At 67.4% G+C, this 16911-nt stretch carries 16 protein-coding genes; 3 read left to right on the plus strand and 13 right to left on the minus strand.

The genetic code is table 11. The features are described 5' to 3' along the window. Window positions 1-32: 32 nt before the first annotated feature. On the minus strand, window positions 33-1190 hold the full coding sequence (locus tag U1769_RS20955; protein ID WP_332719967.1) for a CaiB/BaiF CoA transferase family protein: 1158 nt from the start codon (window positions 1188-1190) through the stop codon (window positions 33-35). A gap of 200 nt (window positions 1191-1390) precedes the next feature. On the opposite strand from U1769_RS20955, the gene U1769_RS20960 reads away from it, so the two are divergent. Together U1769_RS20960 and U1769_RS20965 are read left to right on the plus strand one after the other, a co-directional pair. After that, window positions 1391-2179 carry a citryl-CoA lyase gene (locus tag U1769_RS20960; protein WP_332719968.1) on the plus strand — a complete coding sequence of 263 codons (789 nt, stop codon included), beginning with the start codon at window positions 1391-1393 and terminating at the stop codon, window positions 2177-2179. 70 nt (window positions 2180-2249) lie between these two features. Further along, the gene (locus tag U1769_RS20965) at window positions 2250-3302 is read left to right on the plus strand and encodes a glycosyltransferase family 2 protein (RefSeq protein ID WP_332719969.1); all 1053 of its coding nucleotides are present in this window, start codon (window positions 2250-2252) and stop codon (window positions 3300-3302) included. Here the strand turns inward: U1769_RS20965 and U1769_RS20970 are convergent. From U1769_RS20970 to U1769_RS21005, 8 genes are all read right to left on the minus strand, one after another. Beyond that, window positions 3295-4050: a nucleotidyltransferase family protein gene (locus U1769_RS20970; RefSeq protein WP_332719970.1), complete on the minus strand. Its 756-nt coding sequence runs from the start codon at window positions 4048-4050 to the stop codon at window positions 3295-3297. The genes U1769_RS20965 and U1769_RS20970 overlap by 8 nt on opposite strands. Then, window positions 4047-4952: a hypothetical protein gene (locus U1769_RS20975; protein ID WP_332719971.1), complete on the minus strand. Its 906-nt coding sequence runs from the start codon at window positions 4950-4952 to the stop codon at window positions 4047-4049. Before U1769_RS20975 ends, U1769_RS20970 begins: the two co-directional genes overlap by 4 nt. Beyond that, window positions 4949-6013: a diacylglycerol/lipid kinase family protein gene (locus tag U1769_RS20980; protein WP_332719972.1), complete on the minus strand. Its 1065-nt coding sequence runs from the start codon at window positions 6011-6013 to the stop codon at window positions 4949-4951. The genes U1769_RS20975 and U1769_RS20980 overlap by 4 nt, the downstream gene beginning before the upstream one ends. 95 nt (window positions 6014-6108) lie before the next feature. After that, a complete protein-coding gene (locus U1769_RS20985) occupies window positions 6109-6579 on the minus strand; it encodes a DUF2141 domain-containing protein (RefSeq protein ID WP_332719973.1) in 471 nt (156 codons plus the stop codon). Window positions 6580-6674: 95 nt separating this feature from the next. Next, window positions 6675-8024 (minus strand): lipopolysaccharide biosynthesis protein, encoded by a 1350-nt coding sequence (locus U1769_RS20990; protein WP_332719974.1) that lies wholly within the window; start codon window positions 8022-8024, stop codon window positions 6675-6677. Next, on the minus strand, window positions 8021-9142 hold the full coding sequence (locus tag U1769_RS20995) for a CDP-alcohol phosphatidyltransferase family protein (protein WP_443030439.1): 1122 nt from the start codon (window positions 9140-9142) through the stop codon (window positions 8021-8023). Before U1769_RS20995 ends, U1769_RS20990 begins: the two co-directional genes overlap by 4 nt. Before the next feature lie 48 nt (window positions 9143-9190). Then, the gene (locus tag U1769_RS21000) at window positions 9191-10303 is read right to left on the minus strand and encodes a CDP-glycerol glycerophosphotransferase family protein (protein WP_332719976.1); all 1113 of its coding nucleotides are present in this window, start codon (window positions 10301-10303) and stop codon (window positions 9191-9193) included. Next, window positions 10300-11025, minus strand: a complete 726-nt coding sequence (locus U1769_RS21005; protein ID WP_332719977.1) for a phosphocholine cytidylyltransferase family protein — start codon at window positions 11023-11025, stop codon at window positions 10300-10302. The genes U1769_RS21000 and U1769_RS21005 overlap by 4 nt, the downstream gene beginning before the upstream one ends. Before the next feature lie 114 nt (window positions 11026-11139). Here U1769_RS21005 and U1769_RS21010 point away from each other — a divergent pair, with 114 nt between their 5' ends. Continuing rightward, window positions 11140-12123 (plus strand): MBL fold metallo-hydrolase, encoded by a 984-nt coding sequence (locus U1769_RS21010; RefSeq protein WP_332719978.1) that lies wholly within the window; start codon window positions 11140-11142, stop codon window positions 12121-12123. A 45-nt stretch (window positions 12124-12168) separates the two neighbouring features. On the opposite strand, the gene U1769_RS21015 is transcribed toward U1769_RS21010, so the two are convergent. The 4 genes from U1769_RS21015 to U1769_RS21030 all read right to left on the minus strand — a co-directional run bounded on the left by U1769_RS21015 (window position 12169) and on the right by U1769_RS21030 (window position 16874). Continuing rightward, window positions 12169-14589 (minus strand): TonB-dependent receptor, encoded by a 2421-nt coding sequence (locus U1769_RS21015; protein WP_332719979.1) that lies wholly within the window; start codon window positions 14587-14589, stop codon window positions 12169-12171. Next, window positions 14573-15526 carry a FecR family protein gene (locus U1769_RS21020; protein WP_332719980.1) on the minus strand — a complete coding sequence of 318 codons (954 nt, stop codon included), beginning with the start codon at window positions 15524-15526 and terminating at the stop codon, window positions 14573-14575. Before U1769_RS21020 ends, U1769_RS21015 begins: the two co-directional genes overlap by 17 nt. A 32-nt stretch (window positions 15527-15558) precedes the next feature. Further along, window positions 15559-16071: an RNA polymerase sigma factor gene (locus U1769_RS21025; protein WP_332719981.1), complete on the minus strand. Its 513-nt coding sequence runs from the start codon at window positions 16069-16071 to the stop codon at window positions 15559-15561. Window positions 16072-16169: 98 nt separating this feature from the next. Then, the gene (locus tag U1769_RS21030) at window positions 16170-16874 is read right to left on the minus strand and encodes a M23 family metallopeptidase (protein ID WP_332719982.1); all 705 of its coding nucleotides are present in this window, start codon (window positions 16872-16874) and stop codon (window positions 16170-16172) included. Window positions 16875-16911: the final 37 nt, after the last annotated feature.

A 16911-nucleotide genomic window follows, 5' to 3' on the forward strand; every position in this document is an offset into this window, starting at 1 on the left:
TATCGCGCGCAGGCGTATCGCGCAACCAAAGGCTATTCAGCCGCGTCGAGCGTGCGTGCCGCGTCGGTATCTCTGCCCAGTATCTCGGCGTTGTGCTGGCCGAGGGTCGGTGGCGCCATCACGCTCTCGTCATGTACCCCGTCATAGCTGACCGGCGAGCGGATCGTGCGGAAGCGGCCATGCGGCCCGTCCGTCTCGACCATCAGCCCGAGATGCCTCGCTTGCTCGGTCTCCAGCACTTCCTGCGAATCGAGCACCGGCGAATGCGGCACCTCGAGCGAGGCGAGCCTCGCCGCCCAGTGATCGCGCGGTGCACCGCGGAAAATCGGCGCGAGGAATCCGATGAGATTTTCGTAATTGCCAATCCGCGCGTCGCGGCTGGCGAATTCCGGCCGGTCGAGCATCTCGGGATGCCCCACCGCCGCGGCGAGATTCTCCCAGAATTTCGGTGGCGAGGACATGTGCAGCGCGATCCAGCGATCATCGGCGCACTGGAAGACATAGGATTGCGATACGTGCGGCCGGCTATACGGCCCCATCACTTCGCCGGCGGAGAGCAAGTGCGTGAAATCGTCCAGGTTGAAATGCGCCATCGATTCGAACATCGACGTCTCGACCAGGCGCCCCTGCCCCGTCCGCTCGCGCTCGTAGAGCGCGCCGAGCACGCCATAGGCGGCGTAGAAGCCGGTCAGCGCATCGGCGATCGCCGGCCCGACGACCCGGGGGTGTTCTGGGTTGACCAGCAGGCGCAGGAAACCGCTCGCTGCCTGCGCCACCGTATCGAACGCAGGCCGGTCGCGCTCGGGGCCGTCGGCGCCGAAGCCGGAAATCGAGCAATAGATCAGCCGCGGATTGAGGGCGCGCAGCCGCTCGGCATCAACCCCCAGCCGCTTGGCGACGCCCGGCCGGAAATTCTGGATGAAGACATCGGCCGTCGCGACCAGCGCATCGAGCGCCGCCAGGTCGGCCGGCTGTTTGGGGTCGAGCGTGATGCTGCGCTTGTTGCGATTATAGGTCTGGAAATGCGGGCTATACAGGCCGCCCTTGAAGGCGCGAAACGGATCGCCGGCGCCCGGCTGCTCGACCTTGATCACATTGGCGCCAAGATCGGCGAGCAGCATCCCTGCCGCCGGCCCCGTGATGAAGGTTCCCATTTCCAGGACGGTGACGTCCTTCAGCGGATTGGGCATTTCGTCTCCCCCGGCCCCGATCTATGGGCGACTTGCGACAGCCCCGACGGGGACCGATACGATGCGCGGCGGCAGCCAGGCCGTCGGACGTCTTGACAGTCCCATATTGTTTTCGAATAACGAAGGCAACTTCGAAATGCGAAGTATTAGCCGTTCATGAGGCGCCGCGATTCCGGATCGCCCGCAGGAGAGATACAAAAATGCGCATTGGCAAACAGGATGCCCCATTCAGCGCGATCTGCACGTCCGACGCGGAAAGCATCACTGTCCGCGGCCATGATCTCTGCCGGGACCTGATCGGCCGGATCGACTTCACCAGCTATTTCTGGCTGCTCGTCACCGGCGCCCAGCCAAGCGAGCGCCAGCGGGTCATAGCCGACGCCGTGCTGGTCGCGATCGCCGAACATGGGCTGGTGCCGAGCGTCATCGCCGCCCGCATGACCTATGCCGCCGCGCCGGAAGCGTTCCAGGGCGCGGTTGCCGCCGGCCTGCTCGGCTGCGGCACCGTCGTGCTCGGCAGCGCCGAGGTGTGCGGTCGGTTTCTTGCCCAATGCGTTGCCGACGACCAGGCCGGCTCGGCCGCCGACGCCGGGCTGCGCGGCGTGCAGGCGCTGCGGGCCGAGCGCAAGGCGATCCCCGGCTTTGGCCATCCCCAGCATTCCGGCGGCGATCCGCGCGCGCTCCGGCTTATCGAGATCGCCCGCGAGCAAGGCATGGCCGGCAAGCATATCGAGATGCTCTACGCGATTCGTGACATACTGCCCGAGGCGATCGGGCGTCCGCTGCCGATCAACGTCAACGGCGCGATCCCGGCCGTGATGCTCGACGCGGGCTTCCCGCTGGCGGCACTCAAGGGCATCTCCCTGCTGGCGCGCACCGCCGGGCTGGTCGGACATCTCCAGGAGGAGTCGGAGCGGCCGATCGGGTTCATCCTCTCCGGTGAAGCCGCCAAGGCGATCTCCTATGATGGGGTCATATCGGGCGACTGAGGCTGGTAGCCGCGTGCCACGGCGCGTTCGATGTTGACGTCCTCCAGCCAAAGTGCAGTAGCGCCAGCATATGGGCCAGACGCAGCATATTCAGACGCCGACGGTTTCCGTCCTGATCCCGGTCTATAATCGCGCGACCCTGATCGGCGATGCCATCACCAGCATTCTCGGCCAGAGCTTCCGCGATTTCGAACTGGTCGTCGTCGACGACGGCTCCACCGACGATTCAATGAAGCGGGTCGAGGCGTTCGGCGATCCCCGGATCCGCATCGTCCGCCACGAACGGAACCGCGGCATCCCGCACGCGCGCAACACTGGTCTGGAGGCAGCGCGCGGCCGCTTCATCGCCTGGCTGGACAGCGACGATATCGCCCGCCCGCTCCGGCTCGAGCGCCAGCTCGCCTTTCTGGAATCTCATCCCTCGGTGGCGATGCTGGGCTGTGCCGCCGGCAAGATCCGCAAGGACGGGCGGCGCAAATCCGGCGTCCGCATTCCCCCGAGCCAGCCCACCGATATCGCGGCCTGGCTGCTGTTTCGCTCCGCCTTTCAGCAATCCTCGGTGATGGGCCGCGCCGAAGTGCTGAAACGCTTTCCCTATCGCCCCGAATTCGACGTGTGCGAAGACCTCGACGTCTTCCTCCGGCTCGCCGAAGATCATCAGCTGGCGAACCTGCCCGAGATACTAATCGATCGCCGCCTCCATCCGGACCAGACGGTGCGACAACGGCAGGCGCGCATCCGCGAAGTCAAGGCGGTTATCTATGCCGATCCGCTCGCACGGCTCGGCATGTCGGCCGACGCGGAGGATCTGCGCCGCCATACGATGCTGGGCAAGACCAGCCTCGAAGGGGCCAATCCGCCGCCGGATTTCCTCGCCTGGGCGCAGGACTGGCTGTCCACGATGCGCGCCCGCAATCTCGAGAGCCGCTATGTGGAGCCGGAAAGCCTGGCCTTCGCGACGAGCTGGTTCTGGCTGCTCGCCTGCCGGTCCGCCATTCCGGCGTCCGGGCGCGGGGCCGCGGTTCGGGCCTGGCTCGGATCGCCCCTCTCCCGGAACGTGCTCGGTCGCAACGCCCGCGCCTGGTTCCGGCAATCCGCCTCGGTGCTGTTCGGGGTCAGATGACCCCTTCGGCGACCAGCCGCTGCACCAGTTCCAGGTCGGCCGGCTTGTCGACATCGACTGCGGCAAGCCCGAACGGACTGGCCACCACCCTCGCCCGAACGCCGGCAACGGCGCCAAGCCGGGCGAGCGCATCGGCCAGCGTCAGGCGCCCAAGCGCATAGCGCAGCAACATGCCGGGGCCGAGCCGCCGCACGATGCGCCAGGGCCGCTTGCGATCGGCTTCCACCTCTTCCCACAGCGCGATCGCCGCGGCCGCTCGCGGCGTTGCGAGCCAGAACAGGTTGCAGCCCGACCACGCCCCATCGGCGAAGCGCAGATAGGTGCGCTGGGTGTCCGGCACCGCCGCCTCGATCGTGTCGCGCCGCGCGAGCAGCGCGCTGACATCGGCATCGGCAGGCGTGTCGGTCAGGAAGCGCGTGATCCATTCGGGCTGGAGCAGCGCATGATCGGCGGTGGTGACGAGCAACGGCGTGCCGAGCCGTTCCAGCGCCGCACGCGCGCTCCGGCTGGGCCCCGCCTCGGCCGGCAGCGTCTCGGCGCCAAGCGCTAACGCCTGCGCCACCACATCGGGATGCGATGCCGAGACGACGATCCGCGCCGCCCCCGCCGCCCGGACGGCGTTGATCACGCGCGCCAGCATCGTTTCGCCAGCGATCACGATCAGCGCCTTGGCGTCGACACCGGCAACCTCCGCCACCGGATCACGGCCTCCGCGCGATCCGGCCAGGATCAATGCGTTGAAACTCATCGCGCCCGCCAGACCTGCCAGAGCAAGGCGGGCGTGGCGAGAAGCGGATGCTGCTCGCGCCAGGGCGTGAGCTTGATCTGAGTGCCGGTATGCCGCTGGATCTTCCACGCGGCATAGCGCGCGGCGCCCTGGAGAAGGAAAGCCGCCTTTATCAGCCGCGCGACATTGAGCGCACGTCCCCATCGCTGGCGGACCAGCCAGGCCTGAGTAAGCTGACGACAGGTCCGTTCCGAAACCACCGGCCGCAATTCCGATCCATTCTCGCGATACGCGATCCCGCCGGCGTCCCAGGCGAGCCGCAGCAGCCTGTCATAACGGCCAGGATCGAAGTCGAGGATCTGTTCCTCGCGCCCGGGCTTCTCGACGCGAAGCTCGGTTTCATAGGTTTGCCGGAACAGCGCCTTCCAGTAGCTACGGGGCGACCCGGCCATCGGTCCGAGCACCGCCGCAAAGCGCGCCGCCGTCACGGCCGCGGAGGCGACGGCATTGACCACGGTTTGCGCCGCCGCGCCCTTGCTCCACACCAAAGCGCTGGGCTGGACGAAGCGAGTCCAGATCGTCGTATCGATGAACTCGCCCGCCGCCGCGCGACGAAATGTGTCGAGCGGCATCGTCGCCACCTTGGCGCGTACCCGAAGGTCGCCGAACGCAACTTCCTCGAAACTGATGTCCGGCCATAAAAGCCGCGATGCGAGCCCACGCAGCCCGCGATGCACTGGCCGGTCGGTCAGCACATAGAAATCGAGCAGCCCGTCGAGGTCGCCGGTACGCAGCACGGATCCGTAGAAGAGCACAGCCACGCCGCCGAGCCGCTCACCGATGACGCGCACGGCCGTCGCGATTTCCGGCCGCACGCTGGTGCCGAGTTCGTCCGCGGCGAAGGCACGGAGCGCCAGGCTCACGGCACGACAAAGCGGATCGGTTCCCCCCGCCGAACGGTCAACTCGCCGCCGGCGTAGAGCTCACCGTCCAGGATGAAGCCGCGCTTGAGCGAGAGGTCGAGGCTGTCGAATGCGCCGCGATGATACCCAGCCTCATCCAGCCAGGGAGCCTCTGATCCCGACAGCAACTGCGGCACGGCGCGAAGGATTTTCGTTGGCGGTGCGTCAATGGCCAATATCTTCAGCCCTTCCTTCAAGGCACCGAACGGCTTGAGGTCGAGCGGCAGCCGCTCCAGCGTCGAGCCGAAGAGCATGTAGAAGCGCCGCGTCGTCTCGCCCCGCCCGCAGACGCTGACATGGACTTCCTCGCCGGCGCGCCAGACATTGTCGCGCGGGCCGAACAGCGTCTGCGCAACACCCCAGCCAAGCGAGAGGCCAACGGCGAGCCCGTTGAACGCGCCAGCCTTGTGCGTGCGCTGCGCAAGGCCGGTCGCCAGCACGAAGGCGCCGGCCCCGAACAGGAAACCGCGCAGATCGGGAATGGTCGATCCGGGCCGCAATATTTCGATCGGTGCGCGTTCCCTGATCGTGCCGTTGCGTGCGGCTTCGAGGGCGTCGTGCATGGTCCAGTCGGCGGGAATGCCGAGGTCGAGCGCCAGCGCGTTCGTCTTGCCCGAAGGCACCACGGCCACGCGCGGAAGGCCGTTCGGGAAGATGCTGCTCGCGCAGGTAATCACGTCGCGCACGGTGCCGTCACCGCCATCGACGATCAGCAGGTCGACGCCCGCTTCGGCAAAATCGAGCAATGCCATCGAAAGATCGGGCAGCGTGCGCGGCGCGCGATAGAGGATATCCCAGGCCTTGCCCTTGGCGGCGCCCCATCCCAACGCACCGGTCCGGTTGCGATGGCTGTGCACGTTGCTGATGATTCCGACGCGACGCGGCTGCTCTTTGATCCGCGGCAGCGCGCGCAGCTGGATCGCGCGCCGCGTGTTGGCCGCGATCCCCACATCGCTGCGTGCGACAAGGCCGTGCTTGACCGGCCCGATCGGCCCGGTGGGGAGGGTCGAAGCTTTGTTCACGAGCGCACTTCCGTCTGTCAATCGGACGGAGTTAGGGATATTTTGGAAAGTTTCAATTCAATGATGATTTAGTTTAAGTTTTTTTACTGGTAGCCCTAGCGGTTATAACGGGTTTTAACCGTTATCGCGGCGCCTCCGGCCGGCACCGGGAATCGGACGGCGGCGAATGCCGGCAGCCCAAGCGTCGTCGGCGCGTCGTTGGAGAAGCCGAAGCCCTCCTTTACCGCAAGCAGCGTCCGATTGAAATTGTGATCGCCATTTTCGTCATGGTAGGTGGCGACGGCATAATGGCCGGGTCTCACCCAGAAACAGGCCCGAGTCACCGGTGCCGACGCAGGCGCGCGCACCCGCAGCAGCTTGCCGCCGCTCGCGAGGAAGCGGCTGCGGTCGTCGGGATAAAGGGTGAAAGCCACCTCTCCCGCGCCATTGCGAACATTGGTCGCGCTGACCTCGAGCTTGACGTTGCCCGCGCCCGGCGCCCCGGCGCATTCGGCCGCCCATGCCGGCGCGGCAGCGACAGCCGAAGACAAAGTGGCGAGGGCAAGGAGATGAAATTTGAACGACACGAACCGATTCCCGAGCAGTGAAGCCATTCCCCTAACGAACGACGCATGTACCGGAGATTGATCGCCACCACCGGCAAGACTCCAGGCACATGGCGTCAGCGCGGCTCCGGCTGTGGCTCGGGCGCCCGGCGCGATGTGTCGCCGTTCACCGTCCGCGCCAGCAGCAGGGCCAACAACAGCGCCATCACGACCGAATAGACCAGCACCGCGCTGGCAATGCCCACCGCCCCGAGTTCCGGCGCGAGCATGAGGGTAACGGCAACCAGCGCTGTGGTGGCGGCAAGGCGGATCAGGAACGCCCGGCCCGTGCGACCCGCCGCCATCAGCACCGGCTCGAAGCCAACGGTGATCAGATCCACACACCCGGCCGCCGACAGCCAAAGCAGGATCGGATAGGCCCCGACGTACGCAGGGCCCCCGACCAGCCCCAGCACTGGCCGTCCGATCAGCAGCACCAGCCCGAACACCAGCGCCGCGATGATGCTCGCCACGCCCACCGACCGGGCCAGCATGCGTCCGACCCGCCGCAGCCCGCCTGCGTCGATCGACCGGACGATTTCGGGGAAGGCCGCGCGCGTCAGCATTTGCGAGAGTTTGGTCATCGACTGGGCGAGCTGCGCGCCGAGGCGGAACTCGCCCGCCGCGGTGGTGCCGGCGAAAGCGCCGACCAGCAGCAGCGGAATCTGCTTGCCCGACAGGCTGAGCGTCGAATTCGCATTGGTGGTGATGGCGAAGCGGATGATCCCCGGATTGTCGGCGAACACCGCTTTGAGCCCCCGGCCAACGCTGCCGAACGGGCGAAACCGTCCGGTCCGCGCCACCATCAGCCAATAAGCGGCGGCCGTCAGCAGCTCGGCCGCCATCCATGCGACCAGGAAGCCCTGGAGCGTGGGGTGGAGCAGCGCGATCAACCCTGCCCCGACGAGCCGCACGATCGGCGTGGTGCTCTCGGCAATGGCGGCGAGCGAGAAGCGGTCGTGGAGCCGCAGGATACCAAGCGGAGTCGACCGGAGCGACAGCAGCTGGACGATGGTGAAGGCCAGGGTGGCGCGCCACAGCGTCGGCCCGATCCCGAGCATGTCGCCCCACATGAAGAGGATCACTGCCGACAAGGCCGCGCCGACCACCGCGCTTGCCGCATCGAGCGCCGCGCTGGCATGGAAAAGCCGCGCGAGCCGATCATTGTCGCCTGCCGCCAGATGCGCCGTGCCGTAGCGCACGATGATCTGCCAGGTCTGGAATCCGACCAGCACCGCCAGCACCTGCGAGGCGCCGGTGATGATCGCGAACCGACCGAAATTGGTGACGCCCAATGTGCGCGTGACGATCGCAAGATAGACGAGCGAGAGCAGCGCGGTCACGCCGCGGCTGGCGAGCATCCAGCCGAGATTGCGCGCGACGTTCGCCAGCCCCTTGCGGGGCCCGCGTGCCTCGGCCTCGCTCACGCGAGCCAGCTCGTGATGCTTTCACCGCGCGCCCGGGCGACCATCGCCTGTACCAGGCGAACCGCGTGGACGATCAGCGACACTCCCGTCCATATCGCCACGCCGATGATCCCCCAGTCTGGCAGCCCGACGAGCAGCAGGAAAAACAGGATCACCATATTGGGATTGCGCCGCGCCGTGACCAGCCTGAAACGGCTGTCGAAGCGTTGCCAGACATGGATATGCATACCGAAGCGCACGATGAACGCGCCCTCGATCAGGCGCTGCACGACATAGCCGAACAGCATCGTCCCGATCACCGCCCAGAACACACTCGCTTCGAGCGGCCGGCCATAGGCAGTGCACCCTTCGGCCCAGGCCCACCACCAGATCGGCGGATGGACCAGGTCGATGCCATGATCCCACGCATCGCCCAGCTTGGAAGACGTGATGGTGCACCGCGCGAGCTTGCCGTCGACGGTGTCGAACACCATGAACACGAGGCCGGTCGCGAGCCCCGTCCAGAACCAGCCATACCAGAAGGCGATGGTCGCGATGATGCACAGCACGGTCCCGGCCGCCGTAACCTGATTGGGTGTGATGCGCGCGCGCGCGGCGATGCGCGTCAGCACGAACGCCCATTCGGGCCAGAGATATTTGGTCAGCAGGTCAGTGACGCCCTTGTACGCGCCGACATAGCTTGCGCGCTCGATCGCCGGCACGGACGCTGGCACCAGCCGTTCGACGAAGGGCTGCTCGCGCTTGCGCAACGCTTCGTTGAAGATGCCCTGCTCGGATTCGGCGCGGATCTCCTCCAGGTCGCCGCCTGCCAGCGGCGTCCCCTCGGCCATCGCCAGCATCACCCGTTCCCGCTGATCCACGCTGGTCACGTGGGCCAGCGCCGGCACGCCATCGCGCGTGACCATGGTGCCCGGCCGGCTCATGAGATGGCCGATCCAGGCGGGGTCGAACGCAAAGGCGAGATTGGCGAGGATCGCCGGCCCGTCCGTCGCCGAGCCCGTCGCCAGGCCGCGCGCGACGGCGATCCGCCGCACGCGCTCGGCATTGGTCATGCCCCACAGCAATGTCGGATTGGCCCCGACCGACACCATCGCCGGCGTGGCATAATCTGAGTTCATTTCCACCATGATAGCTGTCCGCGTGGCGAAAGTGAGGCGTAGCCCATTCTATCCGCGCAAGGCACGAAGAACTTCACCTGCCGCCCGGGCAGGCGCATCGCCACTGGTGTCACCGAGCGAGTCCGCCACCAGCTCCGCCTGCACGGCGGCATAGCGGCCATGCCGCGCGGGCGCCTGATCGAGCGCCGGAAGCAGCGCGTCGAGCGTAGGGACCACGTCGCCGCACGCCCACATCGCGTAGGACGGGTCTCCCTCCCAGCTGACTCCATGCGCATCGAGGAACAGGCAGGGCCGCGGCGTCGTCAGGAATTCGAGCAGCTGGCTGGACGTATCGCCGAGATAGATATCCGCAGCCGCCGGGTAGCTGCCGTCGACCGCAGCGAAGCTCTCATAGTCGCACAGCACGTCGCCGCGCCCTGCCAGTTCGGCGCACAGCGCCTGAACCTCGGGCGCGCCCTCCACCAGTCGCTGGTGCGGCGCGAAGATCAGGTTCCAGCGCCCGTCGGCGAGCACGCGTCGCACCACCTCGGGCCCCCAACGCCACCAGGACGAACGATGCGCCTGCCAGTGCGGGTTGTAGAGGATCACCGGCCGCGGCTCGGCGAACACGGGCGCCGTGCCCGTGCGCTGGCGAAAGCCGCTTTTGACATAGCCGGTAGCGACGATGCGATCGGGCGCCATGCCGCGGTCGAGATAGGTCCGGCGTTCGCGCTCGCTGGGCACGAGCGTGCGCCATGCCGCGCGGCGCCGGCGATCGTCGCGCGCGCTCATCGACCCAACGCCGTGCGACGTCTTCACGAAGCGCGCGCGCAGCGGCAGCAGCGTCGGCAGCCAGAGGCTGGTCTGCTCGGCGCAGACCACCACGGGCACACGCACCAGCCGGGGCGCGAGCCGCAGCAGCATCGGCAGCTTGGGCGGCAACGCCGGATTGACGCCGTCGCGGGCGCTGACATGCCGGAATCCCGGTGCCCGTCGGACCCGGACCTGTGCCGGCAACGCCGCAGCCCAGCCGCCCAGCATCGTTTCGTGCAGCGACGTGCTGACCCACAGGTCGATCGCCACATTCGGGTCAAGCTCGGCGAGCGCTTCGACGATCGGGTAGAGATGCGGGATCAGCAGCGTCTCCCCAAGAAACAGGAAGGCGACGCGTTCCTGCTTCACGCTTGTCCCTGCCGATGCGTCTCGTTCCAGGCGTCGATATCCTCGGGCCGGTCGATCTCGCGCCAGTGGCCCGCGTCGCGCTCGATCGCGGCGACCCCGACGGTTTCGGCCAGTCGCGCCACCACCGCGTGATGATAGGAATTCGCCCCGCCTTCGCGCGCAATGACCTCCTCCAGCGCATGGCGATAGGCGTCGCCGGCGCCGTTGCTGACCACCACGCCCAGCGAGCGATGCGTCGTGCGCGCCGTTGGGAGGTCCTTGGCCACGGCCACCACCTGCCCCGCGGCCACCTCGACGCGCATGTCGTCGAGCTCCGGCCCGGTGTCCGGCTCGACCAGCAATCCCACGCCCCTGGGCGATCGGGCCAGGGCGCCGGCGAGCATTCCGGCCTCGAACACGGTATCGCCGTTAAGCAGGCAGAACGGGTCGAGCAGGTGCCCACGCGCCACCCAGATGCTGCCGATGCTGTTGGCGACTGCCCAGAAGGGATTGAACACCAGGTCGACCGACACCGGCAATGGCCGCATGGCGACGAATTCCTCGATCTGTCGATGGCGATAGCCGACGACGATCGTCGCCTCGCTCACCCCCGCCGCCGCCAGCGCATCGAGCTGATGCAGCAGGATCTCGCGTCCCTGCACCGGGACCAGGCATTTCGGGATTTCGAGAGTCAGGGGCAACAATCGCGAACCATAGCCCGCGCTCAGGATGACGGCTTTCATGCCGCTGCCTTAACGGCCCCCCATCGGCATTGAAAGAATCGGCATTGAAAGAAAGCGCAGGCGCAAATCGGGCGCGCCGCGTAACAGGTCGGTCGAACAGGGAATCGTCAGCGCATGCCAGCGAAGAACATCCATTATGACGGCCCGGTCTCCGACCATTATGACGGGGTCCGCTTTTTCAATCCCGGCGAACCCAGCTCGGACCGTAGCTTCCGGGACATTCTCCGCTGGCGCCGCGAGGCGCCCCGAACGGTCTGGCCCCGGCAGATCCCGATAACGCCGGCGGTGCCGGCCCCCGTCGTGCACGAGCTGCGGGTTACCATGGTGGGTCACGCGACGACGCTGATCCAGGTGGCCGGGCTCAACATCCTCACCGATCCGGTCTGGTCCGATCGCGCCAGCCCCCTCTCCTTCGCCGGGCCAAAGCGCGTGACCGCGCCCGGGATCGCACTGGCCGATCTGCCGCGGATCGACGCCGTGCTCCTGTCCCACAACCATTATGATCATCTCGATATCGCCACATTGCGCCGGCTGCACGCCGATCATGCGCCCCAGATCGTGACCCCGCTCGGCAATGATTCGATCGTCGGCCGGCACATCCCGGCCGCGCGGATCGATACCGGCGATTGGGGCGACACGATCGCCATCCGCCCGGATGCCGAGGTAACGATCGTTCCCGCCAATCACTGGTCCTCGCGCGGCGTGCGCGATCGGCGCATGGCCTTGTGGGGCGGATTCATGCTCCGGGCCGGCGGCAAGCTGATCTATTTCGCCGGCGATACGGGATATGGCACCGGGGACATCTTCCGGGCGATGCGCGCACGGTTCGGTCGACCCGATCTCGCCCTGCTGCCGATCGGCGCCTATGATCCGCGCTGGTTCATGTCCGCCCAGCACACCGATCCCGAAGAGGCGATCCAGATCATGCTCGACCTGGAAGCGAGCAGCGCGATCGCGCTCCACTGGGGAACCTTCAAGCTGACCGACGAGCCGCACGGCGAACCCGCCCAGGATCTGGCGGCAGGACTGGCCAGGCGCGGACTTGGAGCCGAGTCCTTCCGGGCATTGCTACCCGGAGAAGTGGCCGACTACGGCTGACGATCCGACGACATAGAGGCATGCCGGGCAACAGCGCGCCCTTATTTAGAAAGCCGCGTCGAAGCCGATCCGCAGGCTGCGCGGCTGGAGCGGGGTGATCTGGTTGCGGTCCCGGATCAGGAACGGCGATCCGAGCGCGAAGCGATTGCCCCGCGCGTCGAGCAGGTTGGTCAGCGACAGAGTCACGGCGCGTTGCGCGCTGCCGACCCTGAACTCCAGGCCGGTATCGAGATAATCGCCCTGAAGCTGCCCCAGGATCGGGCCGATGCCGAGCGTCGATTTGCCGACATAACGCCCAAAGCCGTTCACCTCGAAATCGAGCTTGGCCGACAGCGGCGTGACATAGGCGAAGCCGAACCTGCCGGTCGCGTCCGCCACATTGGGCAGCCGCTCGAAATCCCCCGCATCGAGGTCGGTGGGAAAACTGGCGAGAGTCCGCGCCGTGACCTTCGTATCGTTGAGATAGAGCGACGCATCGAACGAGAGGCCGTGAACCGGTTGCCAGCGCCCGGACACGCCGACCGAGAGGACCCGGCCGTCGCCGACATTGGCGGTGGTGGGAAAGCCGAACCCGTCGATCAGATCGGCCTGAATGTCCTTCCAGCGCGACAGGGAGGCATTCAGCGAGAGGCTGAAGGCACCATCGCCATAGCGCGCGCCCGCTTCGCTCGTCGCGACCCGATCGCCCTTGAAGCGCTGGACGAAATCGCGGCGAACGGCGATCCCGCCAGGGCGAAAGCCCTGCTGATAGCGCGCGAACAAGGTCAGCCGGTCGGTCGCGCGCCAGGCCAGCGCGGCGGAGGGCAGCAGCCGCGTTTCCGATCTGGCATTGTTGGCGCCTGGATCCACCCGGAAAGCTACGGTGCGGAGCACGTCCTCCGAATCGCCCGAGAGCCGGGAGTGCGTGAGCCGCCCGCCAAAGGTCAGCGTCAGCCGGTCGACCGGCTCGAACGAGGCCTCGCCGTACAGCGTCTGCTCGTCCACCTGGTTGCGCACCCCGGTCAGCGGGATGTCATACGGCCCGATGTCCATCAGGCGATTGGCCCGCGCGACATTGTGCAGCACGCTGAGGCCGATCACCCAGCCCGTTCCGTCGGGCCCGCGCCGGGCCAGCCGCGTCTCGGCGGTGATCATCGATATCCGGTCGGTCTGGACATAGGCCGCAGCGGCCGCATCGGCCATCGGCTTCACCGTCAGGTCGGCCACATCGCCCAGTTCGGCCCCTTCGAACTGCTCGAAGACATATTGATGGGCATAGCCGAGCGACGAGGTCAGCTCGAGCGCACCCAATTGCTTGCGCACGACGAGGTCGCCGAGCCAGTAATCGTTCTGATAAGGCTGGGCGATGTTGCTGGCGCGGGTCAGGCCGTCCCCGCCGCGTTCGGCATATTGGCTGTCGGCACCATCGATGCGCTGGCCGACCCCGCTGAGATCGATCGTCCAGTCGTTTCCCGGCGCGAAGCGCAGGGCGGCGCGGCCGCCGATGGTGTGGACGTCGTTGACGTTCTTCAGGCCACGACCGGTATCGTCGATATAGCCGCCGTCGATCGATCCGAAGGCAAGCGCGCGGAACGCCAGCCGGTCGTCGACGATCGGCACGTTGAAGATGACCCCGCCATCTACCCCCGGCTGGCCATGCTGCACGGCCTGCGCGCCGCTCCAGATCGTCCCGCCGGTGGTCGTCAGGTCGGGCGAGCGCGGCACGACGCGGACGACCCCGCCCAGCGATCCGGCGCCGTAGAGCGTGCCCTGCGGCCCTTCGAGCACTTCGATGCTGCGGATATCGTAGAGCCGCAGGCTGGGATCGGGCGCGCTGTAGGTGATCCGGCTATTGCCCCAATATTGGCCGACCGTCGCCTGGGTCGGCCCGACAAAGCTCGAATCGGCGATGCCGCGGATGAAGAGCTTGTTGCGGCCCGGGCCCAGATGAGTAGAGACGACGCTGGCCACGCGCGCGCCGATCGCGTCGGTGCCGCGCGCACCATCGGCCTTCGACACCGCGTCGCCGTCGATGATCTGGACGCCGCCGGGATAGACGTTGAGCGGCACGCCGCGCTTGCTGCCGGTCACGACGATGTCCGGCGTGATGGTCTCGTCCGGTGGCGTGGCGGGCTGGCGCGGCGCCGGCCGCACGACGCTGCGCTCGGACACCGGCACATATTCGATCAGATAGGTGCCCGGCGCGACTCGCCGGGCCACGAGCCGGGTCCCCAGGAACATCCGCTCGAGCGCCTGCGCCGCGGTGAATTTTCCGCGCACGGCCTTTACCTGCTGGGTCGCCAGGCGGGAATCGCGAAAGCCGATGCTCGCGCCGCTCTGGCGGCTGAGCAGCCGGATCGACCGGTCGAGGCGGCCGGCGGGAACGTCAACGTCCGCCGCCTGCTCCTGGGCGTGCGCAGGCGCGCCGATCAGCAGGGCTGCGGCGACTAATGATAGGGAGAGAGCGGTGTTAGCGCCGCCGGACATTGGCTGGGGTCATCGTCCAGCTGTCGCCCTGCTCGGCAAACGTCACCCCGAGCAGCGGTCCAGCGCGCGCGAGCACCTCGCGCGGCGGCCCACGCAGGACCAATGTGCCGGTGAAGCGCATGCGTGCTGCCCCGTTTGCGACCCGAATCGAGCGTCCGGTATTGCGGGAGAGATCGCGCGCGACCTGATCGAGCGTCGCATCGTCATATTGCAGCTGGCCCGATTGCCAGCTGCCGATTCCTTCCGGGCTGGCCTTGCGCAGCGCCGGCGCGGCATCGCGGTCGGCCCGGGACAAGGCATCGCCCTGGTTGAGCCGGATGCGCTGCTTGCCGGCCTCATAATCCACCGCACCCTCGGCGACGGCCACATCGATGGCGCCGTCCTGGTGGATGACGTTGAAGACGGTGCCGATGTCGACGAGCCGGGTGCCGTCGGCGACCACGACGAACGGGTCCTTCGCGTCATGCTTCACGTCGAACAGCGCCTCGCCCCGGGCCAGCGCGATCTGGCGCGGCGTGTCCGGATCGAACGTGATCTGCGTATCGCCGTTCAGCATGACGCGCGAACCATCGGCAAGATCGATCGTCCGGTGCTCGCCCCGCGCGGTCGCCACTTCGTGCACGGGCGCGTCGCGGAACAGCACCGTACCGCTGACCACCGCCACGAGCGCCGCCGCCATCGCGCCACCCATGGCAAACCAGCGCCCGCGCAGGGGGTATTGCGCGGGCGCTGTCTCCGCCGCGACGGGGGGACGCGCGGCGAATAGCTGAGCCGCCCAGGAATCGTCTTCCAGGGCAGCCTCATAAGCCGGCAGGTGCCGGGGATCGCGTTCGAGCCACTCGGTCAGCCCGTCCCAATCGGCGAAGGACGCCTCATGGGCGCGGATCGCCCAAAGCCGCGCCGCTTCTCCAATAATGCCGGACTCATGTTCCATCATGCCACCTCCCTGACATGACGTACCCGTTAAGGCTATTCCGCATCGAATTGCATTTTGAGCTCGGCAAGGGCCCGATAGGCCTTTTGGAGGTCCTTCTCGACTGAGCTGAGGCTGACCCCCAGATCGCGCGCGATCGCCGCCTGCCCCATGCCGTCGAGGCGATAGCGGCGGAACACCTGATCGACGCGCGGGCCCAGCCCCGCCAGCATCGCTTCGGCCTGGCGCACGCGCTGGCGGGCGATCAGCACACGCTCGCCCAGCGGCTCGTCCTCGGGTGAAGGCCCGGCCTCGTGCCAGTCCATCTGGCGGCGCTCGCGGCTAACCAGCGATCGCCGACGATCGCGCATCAGATTCTCGGCCGCGCGAAACAGATAGGCGACCGGATCGGCCACGGGCTGAGCGGGCGCGACGGAAACGCGCTGCCACAGATCGTGCAGCACATCCTCCGCCTCGTCTCCCGCGCCGCGCGCGGCCAGGAAACGGAGCAGTCGCGCGCGCTCGTTCAGGATGACGCGCTGCAGGCCATCGATGGAATCACCTTCCATGGCGCACCGCAAAGCATTGTCCGGCGGGTCTGCCAAGCCCGGCCGTCGCTCGGCAGGGACACCCTGCCGCTTGGACGGGACGAACCCCTCCACGACCATCAGAGACCTGCTCCAACCACCGACTCCGTCTCCGCGCGGACGCGGGCAAAAGCAGAGATATGGGGTTCGCCCCCACCCGGCGAAAGCCGTGACGAAACCGATGGCATCGCGGAGTCTTCGGTTAACCAGGCAAGTGGGCCGGTCGCCGCGCCGTTCAGGCGTACCTCGAAGTGGAGATGGCTGCCGGTCGAGCGGCCGGTCGATCCCATCATGGCGATCTCCTGGCCGCGTTCGACGCGCGCGCCGGACGCTACCAGGAACCGCGACAGATGCGCATAGCGCGTCACCAGGCCGCCGCCATGATCGACCTCGATCATGTTGCCATAGCCGCCGGCCTTGCCTGCAAAATGCACCACGCCGCCCGCTGCCGCCAACACCGGGGACCGGAGCGGCCCCGGTATGTCGATGCCGCTGTGCAGGGCGCGCGTGCCGAGGATCGGATCGCGGCGCCAGCCGAAACCCGAGGAAAGACGCAGCAGGCCTCTCGGGATGTGCGCTTTCGCCGCCGCCGGCGTAGCCGCTTCATGCGGAGCCTGAGCCGCTTCGCGCTGGGGTTGGGTCGCTTCACTCGGGGATTGAGCTACTTCGCTCGAGGGCTGGCGAAACACCGCGTCCTGTCCGCCCGGCAGCCTGTCGCCACCGGCCGCCACCGCGCCCAGGCCGCCCAACAACAGGATACCGCTCAGCGGAAGGACGGAAAACACTGGCATTATCTCTGAAGGACGGAGACCTCCCGCCGAT

It is taken from the genome of Parasphingomonas zepuensis (assembly GCF_036663735.1).
Classification (GTDB): Bacteria; Pseudomonadota; Alphaproteobacteria; order Sphingomonadales; family Sphingomonadaceae; genus Sphingomonas.